The organism is Aquiflexum lacus, from assembly GCF_015476655.1.
Classification (GTDB): Bacteria; Bacteroidota; Bacteroidia; order Cytophagales; family Cyclobacteriaceae; genus Aquiflexum; species Aquiflexum lacus.
This window is the reverse complement of sequence record NZ_JABFHF010000001.1, coordinates 379413-397053: the sequence shown is the minus strand read 5'-3', so window position 1 is coordinate 397053 and position 17641 is coordinate 379413. Positions and strand designations below refer to the sequence as shown.

Here is a 17641-nt window from a genome sequence, read left to right as displayed (position 1 = left end):
ACTGAACAATGACAGTATCAGAAATAAGACATATTCTCGAAAGTCCATACGATAGAAAAGTGTGGAAAGGCTTTTTGCAAACACAGTTTACCAATAACAAACTGAATGCAGAAGACCGTGTGATTTCATTGTCTGACAAAACATTGAGCAAACAATGTTTGAGTTTGGGTAACTATGAAATAAACGAATACACCAAAATCGGTATTTTTGAAGTAGAACTGAATGAGAAAGTAAACATCACCCGAAATCGTGTTGCACTTAGAAACTTGTTAAAAGACTTGACCAAACAAGTTGCAGGGGCAATGGTGGTATTTGTGCAGGGTGATAAATGGCGTTTTAGCTACATCAGTAAACGAAAAGTAAAAAACACAGCGACCAACGAAATTCAAGATAAGGAAACAGCACCAAAACGCTACACATACCTATTTGGTAAAAATGAAAAAGCATTAACGGCAGCAATTCGCTTTGATAAACTCATTCAAAAGCAGCAAGAAAATATTTTTCAGTTTCTTACATTAGATGATTTTGAAGAGGCTTTCTCTGTTGAGAAACTGAGCAAAGAGTTTTTCAAAAACTATAAAGAAGCCTATGAAGATTTTGTACAATTCCTTACGGGTAAGCGATACGGAAAGAAAGGAAACAAGTATGTGGAACAAGTCATTCACGAACCCGACTGGCAATTAACAGCCCTTTTCAATAAAGACGAAAAACAAGCTCGTGATTTCTGCAAGCGAATGATGGGGCGTATTGTATTTCTCTATTTCATTCAAAAGAAAGGCTGGTTGGCAGTGGCTAAAGGCAAAAAATGGGGCGAAGGCAATCCTGATTATTTATACGACCTTTTTACCAAATCGAAACACAAAGAGGATTTTTATCATCAAGAGTTAGTGTCATTGTTCTTTAGAACCTTGTGCAATCCTGATTATGAAAAAGCAAACAATGATTTTAGGTTTCCATACTTGAATGGTGGTTTGTTTGACGACAGTCAGGACAGAAAATACAACAAACTCTATATGCCAGAGCGTATTTTTCAAAATCTTTTTGAAACTTTCAATAATTACAACTTTACCATTTATGAAGATGCACCTGATGAACATACGGTAGCCGTTGACCCTGAAATGCTCGGACACATCTTTGAAAACTTACTGGAAGACAACAAAGACAAAGGAGCATTTTACACCCCGAAAGAAATCGTGCATTATATGTGCAAAGAGAGTTTGAAGGCTTATCTTTTTGCTCAAGACGAAAATCATTTTGGAAATAACGAATTGGCTAAACAAGCCATTGATAAAATCATTCAGCAACAAGAATTGAATTATGATGAAAAGCAATTCGCTGAAAAGAATGCCTATAAAATTATTGGAGCATTAGAGCAAGTAAAGGTTTGCGACCCGGCTATTGGTTCGGGGGCTTTCCCTATGGGATTATTGCAAGAGATTTTTAATGCCCTGATTTATTTACAAGAACTCAAAGGATTTAAAAAAGGGGTTTCAGATGCTGACATCAAAAAGCACATTATTGAGGAAAGCATTTATGGAGTGGACATTGATAGCGGTGCGGTTGACATTGCCCGTTTGCGCTTCTGGTTGAGTTTGGTGGTAGATGAACCGGAACCACAACCCTTACCAAACCTTGACTTTAAAATTATTTGTGCTAACACACTTATTCCACTTGGTAAGATTAATGAGCTTGATATGGATGCCAAAGCCAGTTTGGCAGTAAAAGAGTTAGAAAAAATACGCCACGACTTTTTTAACGTCAGCAGCGAAGAAAAGCTACAACTGGAAAGACGGTTTAAAAAGGTGCAAACGGATTTATTGAGTTTGCGTGAATTGACAACCAAAGACAACTATGACTTTTACACTAAACTTTACGGATTTAACCCTTTCGATTTTGAATCTGCTCCTTGCTCTTGGTTTGATGCTTGGTGGATGTTTGGTATTAAACAAGGTTTTGATATTGTCATAGGAAATCCACCTTACATCAAAGAGCCAACAAGTAGAAAGGCTTTTGACGGGTTTAGAAAAACCAAATATTACCAAGGTAAAATGGATTTGTGGTATGGATTTGCTTGTGTGATGCTTGACAATTTAAAAAGCCATACAGGTATTCTAACTTTTATTGCTACCAATAACTGGGTAACTAATGCAGGTGCATCAAAATTCAGAAACAAAGTTGTTGAAGATGCTCAAATACTTCAATTGATTGATTTTGGCAACTACAAAATATTTGAAAGTGCTGATATTCAAACAATGATAATGCTGTTTAAAGCAAACAAAAAGCAAGATGAATATGAATTTGACTACAGAAGAATAATTGATACACAGATTGATTTAGATGATGTTGTTTTATTATTTAATGGAGAAAAGAACAGCAAAATACAACTGCTTAACCCAACTTTTAACAGGGAGCTTTTAAAAGACAAATCATTTCTGTTTAGTGAAGGAGGAATTGATAATATTTTGAATGATATTTTGAACGCATCAAACTTTCAACTTGATGCAAGATTAGAAATAGCTCAAGGAATTGTAGCACCTCAAGATTTTGTAAATAAAGCAAGTTTGGAAGAACTTGGCAATAATGTAGAATTAAATGAAGGTATATTCTACCTATCAGATAAAGAGAAAAACAAACTAAACCTAAGTCCTGACGAACAGAAACTTGTGAAGCCATTTTATACAACTACAGAGTTAGAAAGATACTATGGCAATAGTGAAAATAAGTATTGGGTAATTTATACGGATTCATCCTTTAAGAACCCTTATGCAATACAACCTTACCCAAATCTAAAAAACCATTTAGACAGATTTCAAAAAGTTATTACATCTGACAATAAACCCTATGGATTACATAGGGCAAGAAATGAACATTTCTTTATTGAGGAAAAAATCATTTCGCTTCGAAAATGTGCCAAACCTACATTCACCTATACAGACTTTGATTGTTATGTTTCACAAACATACTTTGTAATCAAAACCAAGCGAGTAAATCAGAAATACTTAACGGCTTTACTGAATTCAAAACTCATTGCTTTCTGGCTAAAGTATAAAGGTAAAATGCAAGGCTTCCAATATCAAGTTGACAAAGGTCCTTTGATTGAATTGCCTTTAATTAAGACAAACCATCAAGAGCCATTTGCAATACTTGTGGATTACATCTTGTTTTTGAAAGAAAATAAATCGAAACCACTTTTTAGCCATACTGAAAATGAAAGAATAGTTGGCCACTTAGAAGATGTTATCGATATGATGGTGTATGAATTGTATTTTGAAGAACATATGAAAGAAGCTGGATTAAATGTTTTACAATTCATTTCGCCAAAGACTATCTCGGATTTAGAGAATAACAAAGACAAGGAAGAGGTAATTCAAAATTTCTATTTGTGGTATCAAAAGCCTGAAAATCCTGTAAGGCAACGTATGCTATTAGTTGATACCCGAAGCAAAGAAATCATTGCGGTAATAAATAAAAACATACAGCAATGAGCAGAATAAAATCCATACACATACACAACTTCAAGTTTTTTGATGAGCAACCTGCTATTGAATTAGGAGAAACAGGAAAACATTTGCTGTTATACGGAGAAAACGGAAGCGGTAAAAGCTCTGTGTATTGGGCTTTATATACATTGTTTGAATGTGCTGTAAAATATGACAAAGAAGATATTGAAAAGTATTTCAAACATCAGGATGAACACAACCAGTCTTTAATTAACATCTATGCTGATAAAGTAACAGAAGCAGATGGAAAGGAACATTACAATTCATTCATCAAAGTAAAAACAACAGATAACCCTGCTATTGATTATGAAGTTTCATTATTAAAGACAGACATAAGTGGCAATCCAGATGCAGTTGAAGTAAATCAAGCCTCAGACTTTATCAATTACAAGGTGTTGTATAAGTTTCAAGACTTTTGGAACGGACAACCTATTGATTTAGCCAAGATTTTTGAGGGATATGTTTTGCCTTATGTTCGGTTTGCAGAATATAGCCTTTGGCGTGATGGAACATTACAGCCAAGAACAAGTGCTTTTGAAATGTGGCAGGAAATTCAAAATGGCCCAGGAACTACAACAAATTCGAAAGGAAAAACTATTCAAGTTTACAAATACAGCAACGAGAACAAACAATTTGAAAAATTTGCTAAACATTTTAATGACGAGTTTCAAAACCTTATTGATTTCATCAATGCCAATGCTCCCGATATGCTTAAAAAATTGGGGTATGACATTGACTTTGAATTAAAATATCATAGGCATTCACATAGAAAGAAAGATACCACATACTCATTCCAACCTTTTAAAATTGACTTGAAAATCACTTCTTATTTAGGAAAGAAAATCGACATCCATCGTCCGCAATCATTCTTAAATGAGGCTAAAATTACAGCTATTGCAATTGCCATTCGGTTAACTATTTTAAAGAAACGAGTAAATGAAGAAGCACCTGATGTTTTGAAATTTATCGTGTTTGATGATGTGATGATTAGCTTGGATATGAATAACCGAGACAAGCTGATTGACTTTTTGTTAGATGAGGAAAATAATTTCACTAAAGATTATCAGTTACTTTTTTTAACTCACGACAAAAATCTGTTTGATTTTGTTTCCTTTAAAATCAAAAAACTTCACGACCCTGCCGAATGGGTTTTCAAAGAGATGTATGCTGGAAAAGATGTTGCAAGTAAAAAGGAATATCCTATCCTAATTGAAAGCGATTTGGAGTTTATTGACAAAGCCAAAAAATATTTTGATGCAAAAGACTATACTGCTGCATCTATCTATATCAGAAAAGAACTTGAAAAAATAGTGAATGAAAGGCTTCCTGCTGAACTAAAATATAAGTCGGACGGCACTTTTCTTTCATTACAAACACTCTGGGGCAATATGATAAATCGGTATTTAGCATTGGGAAAACTAGTTTCAGAGGACATTAAAAAGAGTTTTGATGAAACCAAACTTATGGTTTTGAACCCACAAGCACATTTTCAACATATTTCAATGCCGATATACAAGGTAGAGTTGGAAAAAGCTTTTGATTTAATTACAGACCTCAAAACCAATTATCCGATACCGAAATTTACATTACTTCTGACCAAAGGAATGAAATTACAATTCAAACACCCAACAGAAAACTACACTTTAGATTTCGAACTGTTATCTGATTTTTATGTGGATGAATTAGCAGGTGTAATGACGCCTAAATTTCCAAAATGCGGAGTAACTAAATGGCAATACAACGGCACTGGATTTTGGGATTTTCAAGAGAATGCTGCTAAAATTCCAGCGAAACAAATTGAACAAAGACTTGATCAAATAAAAGCTCGACATATTGCGAACGTTGCAGTTCCGCTTGATATTGATAGCGAAATGTTTGATTTAAATACCAAAATTATTGATAGCGTTTGGACTTTAAAAGATTTGATTGAAAAAATAGGAATAACAATTTAGAAAGATGTTCATCACCCAACCTAAAATATTCATTAGTAGCACCATTTGGGATTTGCCAAATGAGAGAACCGCTGCATACAATGCCGTGAATAAGGTTGGTGGTTTTCCTGTAATGTCTGAAAAGACGATGGAAGCACAAAGCACAGATTCACTAACTGCTTGTTTGAGCAAAGTAATGGAATCGGATATTTATGTTTTGATTATAGGCGGTCGGTATGGTTGGCAACCCGAAGGCAAAGAATCCATTACTGAACTTGAATATCAAACGGCAAGAAGCCAAAATATTCCAGTATTGGTAATCAATACAACTTATCCAAAAGACCCATTACAAAAGGAATTTGAAGGACAGGTTGAGCCAAACTATTTCCGTAAAACAGTTTCAGATGCTTTTGAATTGGAAAAGGAACTAGAAAAAGCATTAAAAACTGAAATTGATAAGAAGCAAAATGAATACTTCAATAGAACAGAGCCAGTTTACACCAACCTTGTAAAAATTCAGTTTCCCAGTCATTTATACATTGCCGATTTGGATATTGATAAGAAGGCGGTTAAGCAATACAATAAAGAAATAAAGCGACCATTTTTTAAACCGAGCCTTCACGATTACGCTGTTTCTGCCTTGTATATGCAGGATATTTCTTTTCCTCACGACTGGTTAGTTTGGGATGGAAAAATCATCACTTTTCATAATCTGCAAGATGATTCGGTAGGCTTAACCAAAATAATTGATAGAGGAACAGCAGAACCATTTTCCTGTGATGAGTTTTATGAAACATCAGCAGACCACTTATCGCAGTTTAAATATCTTTTAAAGAAATGCCTTGAAACTAAACTCCACAAACTCAAAATCAAATGGTTTAAAGATGAAAGATTATTTGCCTTTCTACCCATACAAAAAGATGACTTGGACAGATGGCAACCTCGTTCACATTCTTGGACGAAAACAAAAAAAAGTGCCACAAGAAAAGTTGTTGATGTTAAGTATGATTTAAAAGATACAACCAAAGTTTTCAATTTGCGGTGTAATGCTTTTAGAACAGGATTTGAAAACTTTGATAACGATTGGTATATCTCTTTAAAACCAGAATGGATTTTTCTTTGGAATGATTTGCGAGTTTGCGATTATGCTTTCAAAAACATTCAGTGGTTGAAAAAGACCGAACGGAATATGCACGTATTTAATCATTTTAACTTCATCCTTCGTTACCTCCAACCTTCACAAACGGAATCATTGTTCACAGAATATAGAGATTATCCATTTTTAAAGTTGGAGAAAATTGAAAAGTTTGACTTTGCCCCTATTGTTCCTGACACAGTTTGGAACAGTTTAGAAGCAATTGGAGCACAGAAAAAACTAAAAGACGTGGATGGGGACGTAGATTTATTTGGCCTATGAAAGCGGACTATATACAAGAACCTTTTTTATTATTTGGCAAAGGCAAAAGTATTTGTCCAAGAGAAGGTATAGCAGAGTTAAATGTTTATGACACAGTCATAGAAGCAAGAAAAAATCAATTATTACTCGGTATAATAGGTATCGAAGAAGATGTTGAGAATTTGAAAGGTTGGTTAAAGCGTTTTGAAAGTTATATTCCTGCTAACCCCAAAGGCAAACAGAAAGGTTTGTTCAAACCATTTTCGGGATTTAATCAAGATAAAGGATTCTGTGCCAAATTAATTTACGATACAAATTATGAAAGAATTCTTTCGCCAAACGACATTAAGAAGATTCTAAAAGAACCTAACAGGGATCAGAAAGTATTGGATGCAGTCGAATTATTTGGTGAGAACATTGGCTTTCTATCAGACATTAAAAATTGTGATGTTATCATTTGCATCATTCCAAAAAGTTTTGAAGGTAAAATTGTAAAGGAAAATAAAGATGATGAACCTGTAGAACAAGATGCGGAAGATAGCGGAGAGCCTGAATTGGAATTGAACTTTAGACGTGCTTTAAAAGCTCGTGCAATGAAATACAACACCCCTATTCAGTTATTGAGAGAGTATGTTTTGCACGACAATAACAAATCTCAAGATGCAGCCACAAAGGCTTGGAACTTTTGCACAGCACTTTATTACAAAGGACTTCAAACTATTCCTTGGAAATTGGATGTTGACGAAAACAAACCAAAGGTTTGCTTTGTGGGCATTGGTTTTTATAGAAGCAGGGATAAGAAAACAATTCAGACCAGTTTAGCCCAAATTTTCAATGAGAACGGTAAAGGCGTAATACTTCGGGGAACACCTGTAATGGAAGACAAGGATGATAGAAAGCCTCACCTGAGTTATGACCAATCATTAAGTCTTCTGAAAGATGCTTTAACTAAATACAAGTTTGCAACAGGAACATTACCAGGTCGAGTAGTTCTACACAAAACTTCAAAATATTATGAAGACGAGTTAGACGGCTTTATACAAGCAATGCAAGATTTAGGCATTACTGAATATGACATTGTAACTGTTATGGAAACCGACTTGCGTTTTTTTAGAAACAATCTTTATCCACCAGTAAGAGGCTCTGTTTTTTCATTGACAGAGAACAGACACATACTTTATACAAGAGGTTCAGTTCATCAATATCAGACATATCCCGGAATGTATATTCCTGCTCCTTTAGAAGTGCGAATCGTAGAATCTGTTTCTTCTGTAAAGACAGTTTGTAAGGAAGTTCTCGGGTTAACAAAAATGAACTGGAACAACACCCAATTCGACAACAAATACCCTATTACAATTGGCTGTGCCAGACGGGTTGGGGAAATAATGAAATACCTTGGAGAAAATGAACAACCAAAAGAATCTTATGCATTTTATATGTAGAATATGAAAGCAAGTATTGTTGAAATAATTAAGAAGTATCTATCAGGCATTACGGCAGATGAATTCCACAGATATAAATCTTGGGACAATTGCTTTCATTCCTTTAGTTCTTCAACAAAATCAGAAATTCAGATTTTGGAGTTAGCTTTCTATTTGGCAAGTTGGGGAATGTATAGAGGTTCAGGCGGGTTGCTTCAAAAGAATCATTTAATTCACAAAGGAGCAGTTGACATCATATTTTCAAAGACCAGTCAAAAACTCAAATGCAACCAAACCACCGAAATAAAACGAGAAAAAATTAAAGACATTATTGCAGTGAAAGATGAATTGGCAAAACATTACAGGAGTATTTATTTCACCAAAGGAGAAGACAAGCCAAAACCCATTTCACCAACAGACACTTTATTGAGCAAAATTATACTTGGCACATTGGGCTGTGTTCCTGCTTACGACAGGTATTTCATAGACGGCTTAAAAGAAACGAAAATGAAACATACAGGTTTTAATGAGGCATCATTAAACGAACTCTTCAACTTCATAGACAACAACAAAAATGAAATTGACGAAGCACAAAAACTTATAAAAACTGAAACCCAAAGACATTATCCGCTAATGAAAATACTGGATATGTATTTTTGGCAAATCGGTTACGACAAAAAAGCAAAGAGAAATTCCAAAAATAATACCTCAGGAAAAACGTGACGTTTCTGATACTTAGTTAAATTCCTTAGAGATGGGGATATTTCTACCAAAGCCCTCTTTTGATTCAAGTTTTGAAGAGTGAGCTAATCATCAGAGGTGCGAAAAATTTTATATCAGTTTTTGTTCATTGTAAACCTGTTCAACTTCATTCAAAATCCTTTCCTCCAACTCAAAAACATCAATCCTATAAATTTGATAAATTCTGGCTAAAAATCTCATAATTTCAATTTTCCAGTCAACGATTCCGAGAATAGAAATGTAAGCTTCTTTCCTTTGTCGATGGTAGTAATAGACTGCCATATGTTTATTGGAATATAAAAGTTCTATACTGTACCCGTCCCCATCCACAAGACAATGGTTATAGTCAAACTGGGCCATGAACTCTTGATAATCCTCCTCGCTATCTTCCAAGAGCACTTTGTTGAGGAGATCCTTTAAATCTTTTCCATCCATTGTCGTAAGTCCAATTAAGTTGCTGAAATTGAACTTGCTGCTGCAAATTCCTTTTCATAATGCAAACCAAGTTCTCCAACAAAATCCGGTTTAAACAAAGCCCAGGAAACATAATAATATGAGATGAGCATTATTCCGGAAAAATCTGTTCCTGGAATAGATTCAAGCATTATCCCGTGCTGGTTTTGATTGATTCCTCCCTTTGCCTTCATTGCAGTTTCGAATGCGACAGCTTCGACCTTGGAGATATCCTTGTCCTTGAAGTAAGCCAAGGCTTCCACCATATGCTTTACCACTTCCTGATTGAGTCCGACTGAAGCTTCATCCATCTCTACACTTTTCCCAGAGTCTGATTCATCGCCTCCATAGTTTTTCACCACTTCCCCCTGAAGCTTAAAAAACATGCTCAGTTCAAGATCATCTGCCCAATTCTGTATCAGTTCATATTCTTCCCCCGGTTCACGGTCCTGACGATATTCGTTAAACTCTTCCCAGAATTGATCTACCAGTTCCTTTTCCTGTTTGGAAACAGGATATGCCGCCTCAGAACTTTCTCCATAGAGTTCATCAAAAAGTCTTGCCGAGAGGGCATTATAAACTTTGACTTTGCTGATAATACTAGCAGGTGTCATGTCCAGAATAGACGGGTCTGTGACGGCCTGTAGTGCTAGTTTGCCAAGTTGCTGAAGGGATAGGTATTGCTGGGGCCGTAGTGCCGGGATATTGAAGTAGATATAGTCCTCAATGAACAAATCAATAGGAGCATTGTAAATCCTGCTGTTGGTGCCATGAAACACCATGTCAATGAAACCTTTGATCTTTTCCACTTCAAGACTTTGTTGATCAGTTTCTTTTTTATTGGTTCCATCAATTCATGGAATCTTTTCCTTTCAAGAATGCCACTGGTGAAAAGTATATTGGAACCGTCTTTTCTTGCTTCTTCTATGTATTTCAGGTGGGTGAGTTCATGCGCTACCAAATGGTCCACAAAGGGCACATTCTCCCTGTAAAGAACCAGATGATGATCTCTTTGATAGTTCTCCGCGATCTCAAGTTTTGCCTCAGTCTGAATGCTGTTATCGGCTTTTATCCGGATTTCCCTTCCTGAAAGTTTATGGATTGAATCAAGATATTCCTTCAATTGATCGTGCCCAAGTCCTTTTTTAATATACTCAGAAGCCACATTCGTCATGAACCCGGAAAACACTTTTCTCTGATCATTATTATCAGCATTCTTAAATGCATCACACCCCAGATCAAAAGCCTTTAGAAGATTTCCTTCATGATGAGAAATCAAAGCCAAGCCATGTAGGGCATTTGGGAAAGCAGGAAAAGCTTCAAGAGCTTTTTTAAAGAATCTTTCTGCAAGCTTGTATTTCTCAGCTTTCAAAAAGATACCGCCTATGTTGGATAAGACTATGTGGTTTTTGGGGTCAGATTCCATTACCTTTTCAAAAAAGGTGTAGGCGGTTTCTATTTCTCCATGATGCCTTACATAAATATTACCCATCAGGAGCAGTGCCCACTTGTTCTGCGGATCAAACCTCAATGCCTCTATCAGGAGGTCAATTGCTTTGTCATATTCTCCAATTTCCTCATAAGCCTGTGCATAATTCCTGTAATATTCAGAGTCAGTTGGCAGTGTTCGCCTTAAGCTTTCAAAGATGGGAATGGCCTCAAGATACCTACCTGCACGGCACAACTCGGTTGCCCTGAAAAAGTAATTGGGATTGGAATTTGGCTTGTCCTTAAATGTAATGATGACTTCATCACCTCTCAAAATCACATTCACATCATGTGGAAGGTATTCATTCCAGATAGTTGAAATTAAACTCTCGTCTTCGGATAGATCAATCTCGGGAAATAATTTTGAAAGAAAGGTGTCCCTTTTGAATTTTATCTGCATACTCAATGTCCCATTCAGGAAATAACCTCTAAATCTATGAAACAATGCAGAGGCGGACAATTTTTAAAATGTTTATTCATCAAATTAGATACAGAAGGCCTGAACCCATTAATCATCAAATCCTTGGGGAAACAAGGTACTGGAGGAGAGGTATTGACTACACTACAAAAAGTGGCTTTAAAGCTGTTTTATTATAGATCATATCAAGCAAAGGTATTCCAGAAGAAATTGACCCCCAAATTGTGATCTAAATTAAGTGCCACATTTCACGAGAAATGAAGTTGGTGGTATTAGTAAAACTCGAGAAAACTGGTACTTAGATAAGGCATACGGTGATTAAGCGCCTTTTTTATTTTAGATAGCTCTGTTTAAGTGCCACATTTCACGAGAGGCTATAAAGCTGTCCTAGCGGGCTATTTGAAAAATCAATTCCTACCTCGGAACAGAATTCTGACGAAGGGGCATGGGCTACTTCACTACAAAAAGTGGCTAAAATATTCAGAAGTCAATATCAAATGAGAACATATCTTTTCTCCCGAAGCTTTGGCTTTTGGGGAAAGAAAAACTTTTTTTTGCACAAAAACTGTAAAACAAAGTACTGACTGTTAAGGCAAAATAAACAGATCGAAAAAATTGAGTTCTATTCTGTTAGGAAAGAAGATACAAAATTTATTTTTGTGAAAAGATTTGAAGTCAATAGCAAAAAGACTGAAATTCTGAAGATAAAAAAAAAATAAAAATATTACACATGGCTAATTTGAAATATCAAAATAAAAGTTAATTTTATCAACAACTTAATAATATTAATCCAAATTTTCCTCTATGAAAAAATCTTTAGTATTAATTCCAATTTTTATAATAACACTTTTTGGATGTAGCAAAAAGTGTTTTATGGACAGAGCTAGTAAGTGGCAAACTACTATTTCTGGGGCTGATGTAAATTCCCAAGTTAATGCATTAACAGAATTAATTGCATCCGTAAACGCAGATGTAGATAAATTAGATGATGTTATTGGAAAAGCAAGTGGTGAGGCTAAACTCAATTTAAGTTGGAATTTAGATAAAACTACAAAGAAAAAAAAGTATAAAGAAACTGTTTGGGATAAGGATGTTTGGCATTCCATAGAAGTTGCTGCTCGATCATATTGTTCAGTTCAAAGAGAAATTGATGCTGGATATTATAATACTCCTGAGTTATATACAAAAGCTTTAGAACAACTAAAGGAGTCAAGGGGTTACCTTGAATTAGCTAAAAAAAAAGCGGAAGAATCCATTACCAAATAGCTGACAGAGAGGTATTAAATTCCTTTTCCAAGACAGATACGGTGTACAACATAATTTTGCCTGAAGAACTTTATTATGAAGATATTCAGTACGGTTTTAAAGACACTTTACACTTTGTACTTAATACTACTTATAAAGAAATGAAGGTTCGACTTCAAATTGTAAATTATTTAAACGATAATAGACCACTTATTATCCATCAGGTTTCGGTTAGAGATATTTTTAAATCTGATGAATTATTTTTAAATAAATGTCTTGGAGCAGGTTTTAATCCATTATATAAAGGTCCCCAAGATGAAGATCTTCCTGAATTAAGGGAAATTAAGATGTTACCAGCTGTTAAATATTTTGAAGAAGGAAATACAGCGAATTCAAATTTCATAGATAAAAATAGATATTTAGAGATTGGAGGAAATAAATCATTTATGGTAGACTTGTATTATTGGACAAAGGATATTCAATATAAGATAATTTGCACAGACTATGAATGTGGGAACTGCCTAGAAACTAAAGTAGTTGATTTTGAAAAAATTAATTCAGAAATTGAGTTAATAGTTGATAAACCAGATATACGGGACAATTCTCACATTCAATATAAGGTAAAGGAATTGGTAAGTATTTGGAATTAAATAATAGTGTCAGTTTATTCAACTTTCTTAAAAAGAACATAAAAATCTATCGATGTATAAAAATTTCAACACAATCAAATGATTTTTTAAACATTTTTATTCCCATTTTTATGGAAATTTTTATATTTAATCTTCTATTTTAATAAACGTCTAAGTTTCAATGGATGGAAAGGAACGGGCTTTGGACAATGTGTTGATTGAGAGGTTCTGGAAATCCATCAAGTATGATTGCATCTACCTGAACCGATGCAATTACAGTTTTGAACTTGTAAAAGGAATACAGACCCATTTCGAATATTATAATCGAAAGTACATTTTACCACCAAACGGAAACAAGAAGAACGTCATCGGGGCGAGGTAAAACTTGCGATATGAAATAAAGGTTAGTTAACAAACAATTAAATTAACAACTGATACTTTTGGTCCAACAAAAGGGAGAATTATAAATGTTAGACAAAATCTAAAATAAGAGATAGTTATTTAGGTCAAAGGAAATTCTACAAATAATGAATTGTCAGGTTGAAATAGAAATTGAAAAAATACCATTGATAGCAAAACTGATTTCACAAAAATTAAATCAGATAGGGTATTTAGGTAACATGGCAAACCTATTAGCGATTAAAAAATCATCTGAAGTCATTATTATAGATCGGATATCTCAGGAAAACGAAACGTTAATTGAATTATTGAAATTAGTAGAAAAGAATTTTTCCTATACTATAAAAACTACATTTAGTGTTGACCTAAATGTTACAGAAATAGAGGAAGGTTTAACCCATACACGTAGCTATGAAAATTTGTCAGATTTAATTGCTAGATATACACCCTCTGTTAAAAAGGATATGTCGCTATCGGATTTCTATTTAGCATATATTTTCTATTGGCAAAGCTTTGGGAACATTCATGCGCTTAAACTAATTTCGACAAAAAATTCAAGCTACCAGGGTTTATTAAATCTCGCTATTTTTAAACTTTACAACAAGTATTGTAAAAGCAATACAATTAATGTGTTCTTGAATGAGCTTTTTGACCAGTATTATTACGGGTATATTTTGGGAGATGACGTTTTAAAAAATTTATTTTTGGGTCGAATACGGTTATTTATCTTTCTGTCAGAAAACCGAAACATAGAAAGTGTGTCTATTAATAAGTTTCTTGAAAGTATATTTAATGTTGATACTTTATTTAAAAAAAAGAACGAGAAAATTGTAATACAGTCTTATCAAGCTTTAATTAACTTTTGTTACGCCAAGCTAAATGAATGTTTAGCATCAAATGATGAAACTGAAATAATTCTATCTCATGCAAAATTAATAGGTTTAGTCGGTCTGATTCGAAAAATAGCTAGCGAATATGGTCTAATGCAAAATTGGCAGTTATCCATTTCCAAAGATTTTTTTGAAGAAATACACTGTGATTGCATGGCTCTAAAAATGAGTGAATTTTCATATTTCAAATGCCCTTCTTACATTCATTGGATAATTTTTAGTGCGACTTTTGATTCACGGTCTGAAAAAATGAATATGGAAAAACTTCTTCTATTGTCAAAGGAAAGAATATTTTTATCAAAAAGGGTATTAACATTTATCTATTCACAAGATTTGAATTTAGCTACAACAGATCAAATTCTTGAGGAAATTAATTTAAAATATTCTGATTTAGACGAACGAATAATTATGCCGCTTTATTTGATTAAAAATATTAAACCACAGTTTTTAAGGAATGACTTTTTTGATGCCAATGAATTCGAAACTATATATAACAATTATGGCACATACTCTGAGGATATTTATTATAAATATATTAAATTAAGTCCTAGTGCAATTGATAATTTAGAAAAGGATATAAAGCATGCTATTATTTCAACACACAATGAGCTTTGTCAAAGAAAATTATTAAAGCTATTGAAATCGAACTCTCAAGAGATTATAGCAATCCAAGAAAAGATTGAATTAAGTCGTCAATTTGAATTGCTTTATCCTTATTCTTCGATCGTCAAACAGCAGGTTGCTTACCTTTGGGATATAAACTTGAATCATTCAAAGGCGCTTGACGCAATATTGAAAGGAATTTTACTAGATTTTAATAACCTATTATTATGGGAAAGTTTACGTGTAATTGTTAGAAATTTAAAGCTTTTTAAATCATGGGAAGTTGTTAATAGCATTTGTAATATACTAAATGAAAAACAGAAATGAATATTATACCCATTAGCAAATTCATCATTTCGGCGCAGCAAAGATCTCAAAAAGTGAAGAATGCAACAGGTTTAATTGAAGACTGGGAGTCATTGCTCGACGTAAATACAATAGAATTACTTCGGCAAAATCATAGTGCTTTTTTTTCTTTTTTAGCTTTTGATGCAAGTGTTGATAAAGATATTTTTGAGTACATTGAAACCGGGGCGTTGGCAGGCGAATCAGGTGAGGAATTTATGGTACTATACATAATAAACAAAATATTAAATTCACCTACGCTTGTAAAAGAAAATGATCTTTTTGATTTCATGGAAGTAAGAACAGAGAGGAACCTAAACAAGGAAATTGTTAAATCCTTTTTTGACTCTAAAATAAACATAACTATTCCCGGATTACTAATTTTTGATAATATTGCATTTTCGAAAAAAACATTGTTCGTACCCTTTATTGGGCAAAATAATTATACTAAACTTGATTGCTTTCGCAAGGTGGTATCTATTATGGCAATTGCAGAGACTAAATTGAGAGGTAAAGAGGATAGCATTATCGATAAAATTAGTATTCAATTGCTGTTATCAAATATTGAATATTCAAAAAATTCAAGTTATACGTTTGGTGAATTCCTTATTAAAGCTTTTAAAATCCTAAAAGAAGTTAAAAGTGATTTGATAGCAATTTTTGTTTAATATATGTATATTCCGATCAATCTTGACCACCTGTTCCGGTGATGTTGACCACTTTTTTCCGATGATGTTGACCACCCCTTTTAGGTCCAATTTCATCTTCGAGGGATAAAATTCCTGTGATCTTGGCCACTGTCAATCCGGCCATCCTGACCACCCCAACAATTGGTCAACATAGACAGAATTTCAGGATTGATTGATCAAACACCTATTATCAATCACTCTTTCTCCTCAAAATTTTTCCCTAAATTCTCATTAGCACAAGTATTTAATTAATTTGAAGAGTGAGATCATCTTCAGAGAATGGAAAAATTTTATATCAGTTCTTGTTCATTGTAAACCTGTTCAACTTCATTCAAAATCCTCTCCTCCAACTCAAAAACATCAATCCTATAAATTTGATAAATTCTGGCTAAAAATCTCATCATTTCAATTTTCCAGTCAACAATACCAAGAATAGAAATGTAAGCTTCTTTCCTTTGTCGATGGTAGTAATAGACTAACATATGTTTATTGGAATATAAAAGTTCTATACTGTACCCATCCCCAACGACAAGACAATGAGAAAATTTAAATTGGGATAGGAACTCTCCTAAATCCTCTTCCTTGTCATCTAAGAGGACCTTGTTCAACAGAGTATGAAGTGCTATTCCTTCCATGAAAAATCTTTAAAACAGTTATTGTAATTTTGAAAGCAATTAGACAACATTTTTCAAACTTTCCTTGAAGATCTTTCTGGGAATTGATAACGTGTCTATTAAATATGTTAATAGAACATTAGAACATTCTATTTCATAGGATTCAATAAAAAAGTGGGAAGATAAACTCTTTTCAACTTTACGAATAAAAGGAATTTCCTCCCTTTACAAATTTGTCCATATCAAATATCTGCCGAGTCTGTTGGGTGATTTTTTCATGGCAAGGAATACAAACACTAACTAAATCGAATAGAGGCTCATTTTTCCAAAAGCGGTATGTTTTATGGTGAACCTCTTTGGCTTTACTTTCGAGGCATGCTTGGCACAAATGATTATCTCTTTGTAATACTTTTTGCCTTTTGTTTTTCCATTCAATTGAATTTAAAAATCATGGTGTTCACCCAGGAAGTTGTCAAAATTTTTAAACCTTTTGGCCTCCATTCCTTTCTTATGATACTTCTGAACTATTTCATCATGCTTACTGTAAAAATCTGAAGATGGAGATTCAATATCCACAAGAGGGAGGTTTTGCCAGTTCTCAATTTCAGATTTTTTGAAATTGGTTGTTTCCATTTGGCCACATTTTAGGCATTGTTGACGTAGGTAAGTCGATCCATTCTGATAATTCACTCTTACCATTCTAAGGTCGTGATTATCACAAATTGAAAATTTATAGTTTATGAATCCCCAGCATTCAATACAATAAACAATTTTTCGTTGTTTTTCTCAAATTCCTTCAATTCACAATTGCATCTCGGACAGTTCATAAGGATATAAAATTTTTTGCAAATTCAAATTCCTTTTCATAAGGCAAACCAA

Annotated in this window: 15 protein-coding genes; 10 read left to right on the top strand and 5 right to left on the bottom strand. The window is 33.9% G+C overall.

The features are described from left to right. The first annotated feature begins 8 nt into the window (after nucleotides 1–8). From HMJ38_RS01805 to HMJ38_RS01785, 5 genes are read left to right on the top strand one after another with little or no spacing between them, the layout of a single operon-like run. On the top strand, nucleotides 9–3485 hold the full coding sequence (locus HMJ38_RS01805) for an Eco57I restriction-modification methylase domain-containing protein (RefSeq protein ID WP_194972655.1): 3477 nt from the start codon (nucleotides 9–11) through the stop codon (nucleotides 3483–3485). After that, on the top strand, nucleotides 3482–5452 hold the full coding sequence (locus tag HMJ38_RS01800; RefSeq protein WP_194972654.1) for an AAA family ATPase: 1971 nt from the start codon (nucleotides 3482–3484) through the stop codon (nucleotides 5450–5452). The genes HMJ38_RS01805 and HMJ38_RS01800 overlap by 4 nt, the downstream gene beginning before the upstream one ends. 4 nt (nucleotides 5453–5456) lie before the next feature. Then, nucleotides 5457–6848 (top strand): DUF4062 domain-containing protein, encoded by a 1392-nt coding sequence (locus tag HMJ38_RS01795; protein WP_194972653.1) that lies wholly within the window; start codon nucleotides 5457–5459, stop codon nucleotides 6846–6848. Continuing rightward, nucleotides 6845–8269, top strand: a complete 1425-nt coding sequence (locus HMJ38_RS01790) for an argonaute/piwi family protein (RefSeq protein WP_194972652.1) — start codon at nucleotides 6845–6847, stop codon at nucleotides 8267–8269. The genes HMJ38_RS01795 and HMJ38_RS01790 overlap by 4 nt, the downstream gene beginning before the upstream one ends. Before the next feature lie 3 nt (nucleotides 8270–8272). Then, nucleotides 8273–8971: a hypothetical protein gene (locus HMJ38_RS01785; RefSeq protein ID WP_194972651.1), complete on the top strand. Its 699-nt coding sequence runs from the start codon at nucleotides 8273–8275 to the stop codon at nucleotides 8969–8971. Between the two features lie 108 nt (nucleotides 8972–9079). Here the strand turns inward: HMJ38_RS01785 and HMJ38_RS01780 are convergent, their stop codons facing one another. From HMJ38_RS01780 to HMJ38_RS01770, 3 genes are read right to left on the bottom strand one after another with little or no spacing between them, the layout of a single operon-like run. Further along, complete coding sequence (locus HMJ38_RS01780) at nucleotides 9080–9424, bottom strand: hypothetical protein (RefSeq protein WP_194972650.1); 345 nt, start codon at nucleotides 9422–9424, stop codon at nucleotides 9080–9082. Nucleotides 9425–9438: 14 nt separating this feature from the next. Continuing rightward, a complete protein-coding gene (locus tag HMJ38_RS01775) occupies nucleotides 9439–10056 on the bottom strand; it encodes a hypothetical protein (RefSeq protein WP_194972649.1) in 618 nt (205 codons plus the stop codon). 35 nt (nucleotides 10057–10091) lie between these two features. Continuing rightward, on the bottom strand, nucleotides 10092–11330 hold the full coding sequence (locus HMJ38_RS01770; RefSeq protein WP_228779826.1) for a tetratricopeptide repeat protein: 1239 nt from the start codon (nucleotides 11328–11330) through the stop codon (nucleotides 10092–10094). Between the two features lie 822 nt (nucleotides 11331–12152). On the opposite strand from HMJ38_RS01770, the gene HMJ38_RS01765 reads away from it, so the two are divergent. The 5 genes from HMJ38_RS01765 to HMJ38_RS01745 all read left to right on the top strand — a co-directional run bounded on the left by HMJ38_RS01765 (nucleotide 12153) and on the right by HMJ38_RS01745 (nucleotide 16127). Continuing rightward, entirely contained in the window at nucleotides 12153–12614 is a 462-nt protein-coding gene (locus tag HMJ38_RS01765; RefSeq protein ID WP_194972647.1) for a hypothetical protein, read from the top strand. 56 nt (nucleotides 12615–12670) lie between these two features. Next, complete coding sequence (locus HMJ38_RS01760) at nucleotides 12671–13243, top strand: hypothetical protein (RefSeq protein ID WP_194972646.1); 573 nt, start codon at nucleotides 12671–12673, stop codon at nucleotides 13241–13243. A 160-nt stretch (nucleotides 13244–13403) separates the two neighbouring features. Then, on the top strand, nucleotides 13404–13604 hold the full coding sequence (locus HMJ38_RS01755; protein ID WP_194972645.1) for a hypothetical protein: 201 nt from the start codon (nucleotides 13404–13406) through the stop codon (nucleotides 13602–13604). A 145-nt stretch (nucleotides 13605–13749) separates the two neighbouring features. After that, nucleotides 13750–15441, top strand: coding sequence for a hypothetical protein (locus HMJ38_RS01750; RefSeq protein ID WP_194972644.1), 1692 nt, complete (start codon nucleotides 13750–13752; stop codon nucleotides 15439–15441). After that, nucleotides 15438–16127 carry a hypothetical protein gene (locus tag HMJ38_RS01745; RefSeq protein ID WP_194972643.1) on the top strand — a complete coding sequence of 230 codons (690 nt, stop codon included), beginning with the start codon at nucleotides 15438–15440 and terminating at the stop codon, nucleotides 16125–16127. The genes HMJ38_RS01750 and HMJ38_RS01745 overlap by 4 nt, the downstream gene beginning before the upstream one ends. A 311-nt stretch (nucleotides 16128–16438) precedes the next feature. Here HMJ38_RS01745 and HMJ38_RS01740 read toward each other — a convergent pair whose 3' ends face one another. Next, nucleotides 16439–16783 (bottom strand): hypothetical protein, encoded by a 345-nt coding sequence (locus HMJ38_RS01740; RefSeq protein WP_194972642.1) that lies wholly within the window; start codon nucleotides 16781–16783, stop codon nucleotides 16439–16441. 420 nt (nucleotides 16784–17203) lie between these two features. After that, a complete protein-coding gene (locus HMJ38_RS01735) occupies nucleotides 17204–17395 on the bottom strand; it encodes a hypothetical protein (protein WP_194972641.1) in 192 nt (63 codons plus the stop codon). Nucleotides 17396–17641 lie beyond the last annotated feature (246 nt).

What these genes read in the sequence shown, in the direction of transcription:
- HMJ38_RS01805 (WP_194972655.1), top strand. Translation starts at nt 9, where the DNA reads ATGACAGTATCAGAAATAAGACATATTCTCGAAAGTCCATACGATAGA.
- HMJ38_RS01800 (WP_194972654.1), top strand. Translation starts at nt 3,482, where the DNA reads ATGAGCAGAATAAAATCCATACACATACACAACTTCAAGTTTTTTGAT.
- HMJ38_RS01795 (WP_194972653.1), top strand. Translation starts at nt 5,457, where the DNA reads ATGTTCATCACCCAACCTAAAATATTCATTAGTAGCACCATTTGGGAT.
- HMJ38_RS01790 (WP_194972652.1), top strand. Translation starts at nt 6,845, where the DNA reads ATGAAAGCGGACTATATACAAGAACCTTTTTTATTATTTGGCAAAGGC.
- HMJ38_RS01785 (WP_194972651.1), top strand. Translation starts at nt 8,273, where the DNA reads ATGAAAGCAAGTATTGTTGAAATAATTAAGAAGTATCTATCAGGCATT.
- HMJ38_RS01780 (WP_194972650.1), bottom strand. Translation starts at nt 9,424, where the DNA reads ATGGATGGAAAAGATTTAAAGGATCTCCTCAACAAAGTGCTCTTGGAA.
- HMJ38_RS01775 (WP_194972649.1), bottom strand. Translation starts at nt 10,056, where the DNA reads ATGACACCTGCTAGTATTATCAGCAAAGTCAAAGTTTATAATGCCCTC.
- HMJ38_RS01770 (WP_228779826.1), bottom strand. Translation starts at nt 11,330, where the DNA reads ATGCAGATAAAATTCAAAAGGGACACCTTTCTTTCAAAATTATTTCCC.
- HMJ38_RS01765 (WP_194972647.1), top strand. Translation starts at nt 12,153, where the DNA reads ATGAAAAAATCTTTAGTATTAATTCCAATTTTTATAATAACACTTTTT.
- HMJ38_RS01755 (WP_194972645.1), top strand. Translation starts at nt 13,404, where the DNA reads ATGGATGGAAAGGAACGGGCTTTGGACAATGTGTTGATTGAGAGGTTC.
- HMJ38_RS01750 (WP_194972644.1), top strand. Translation starts at nt 13,750, where the DNA reads ATGAATTGTCAGGTTGAAATAGAAATTGAAAAAATACCATTGATAGCA.
- HMJ38_RS01745 (WP_194972643.1), top strand. Translation starts at nt 15,438, where the DNA reads ATGAATATTATACCCATTAGCAAATTCATCATTTCGGCGCAGCAAAGA.
- HMJ38_RS01740 (WP_194972642.1), bottom strand. Translation starts at nt 16,783, where the DNA reads ATGGAAGGAATAGCACTTCATACTCTGTTGAACAAGGTCCTCTTAGAT.
- HMJ38_RS01735 (WP_194972641.1), bottom strand. Translation starts at nt 17,395, where the DNA reads ATGGAAACAACCAATTTCAAAAAATCTGAAATTGAGAACTGGCAAAAC.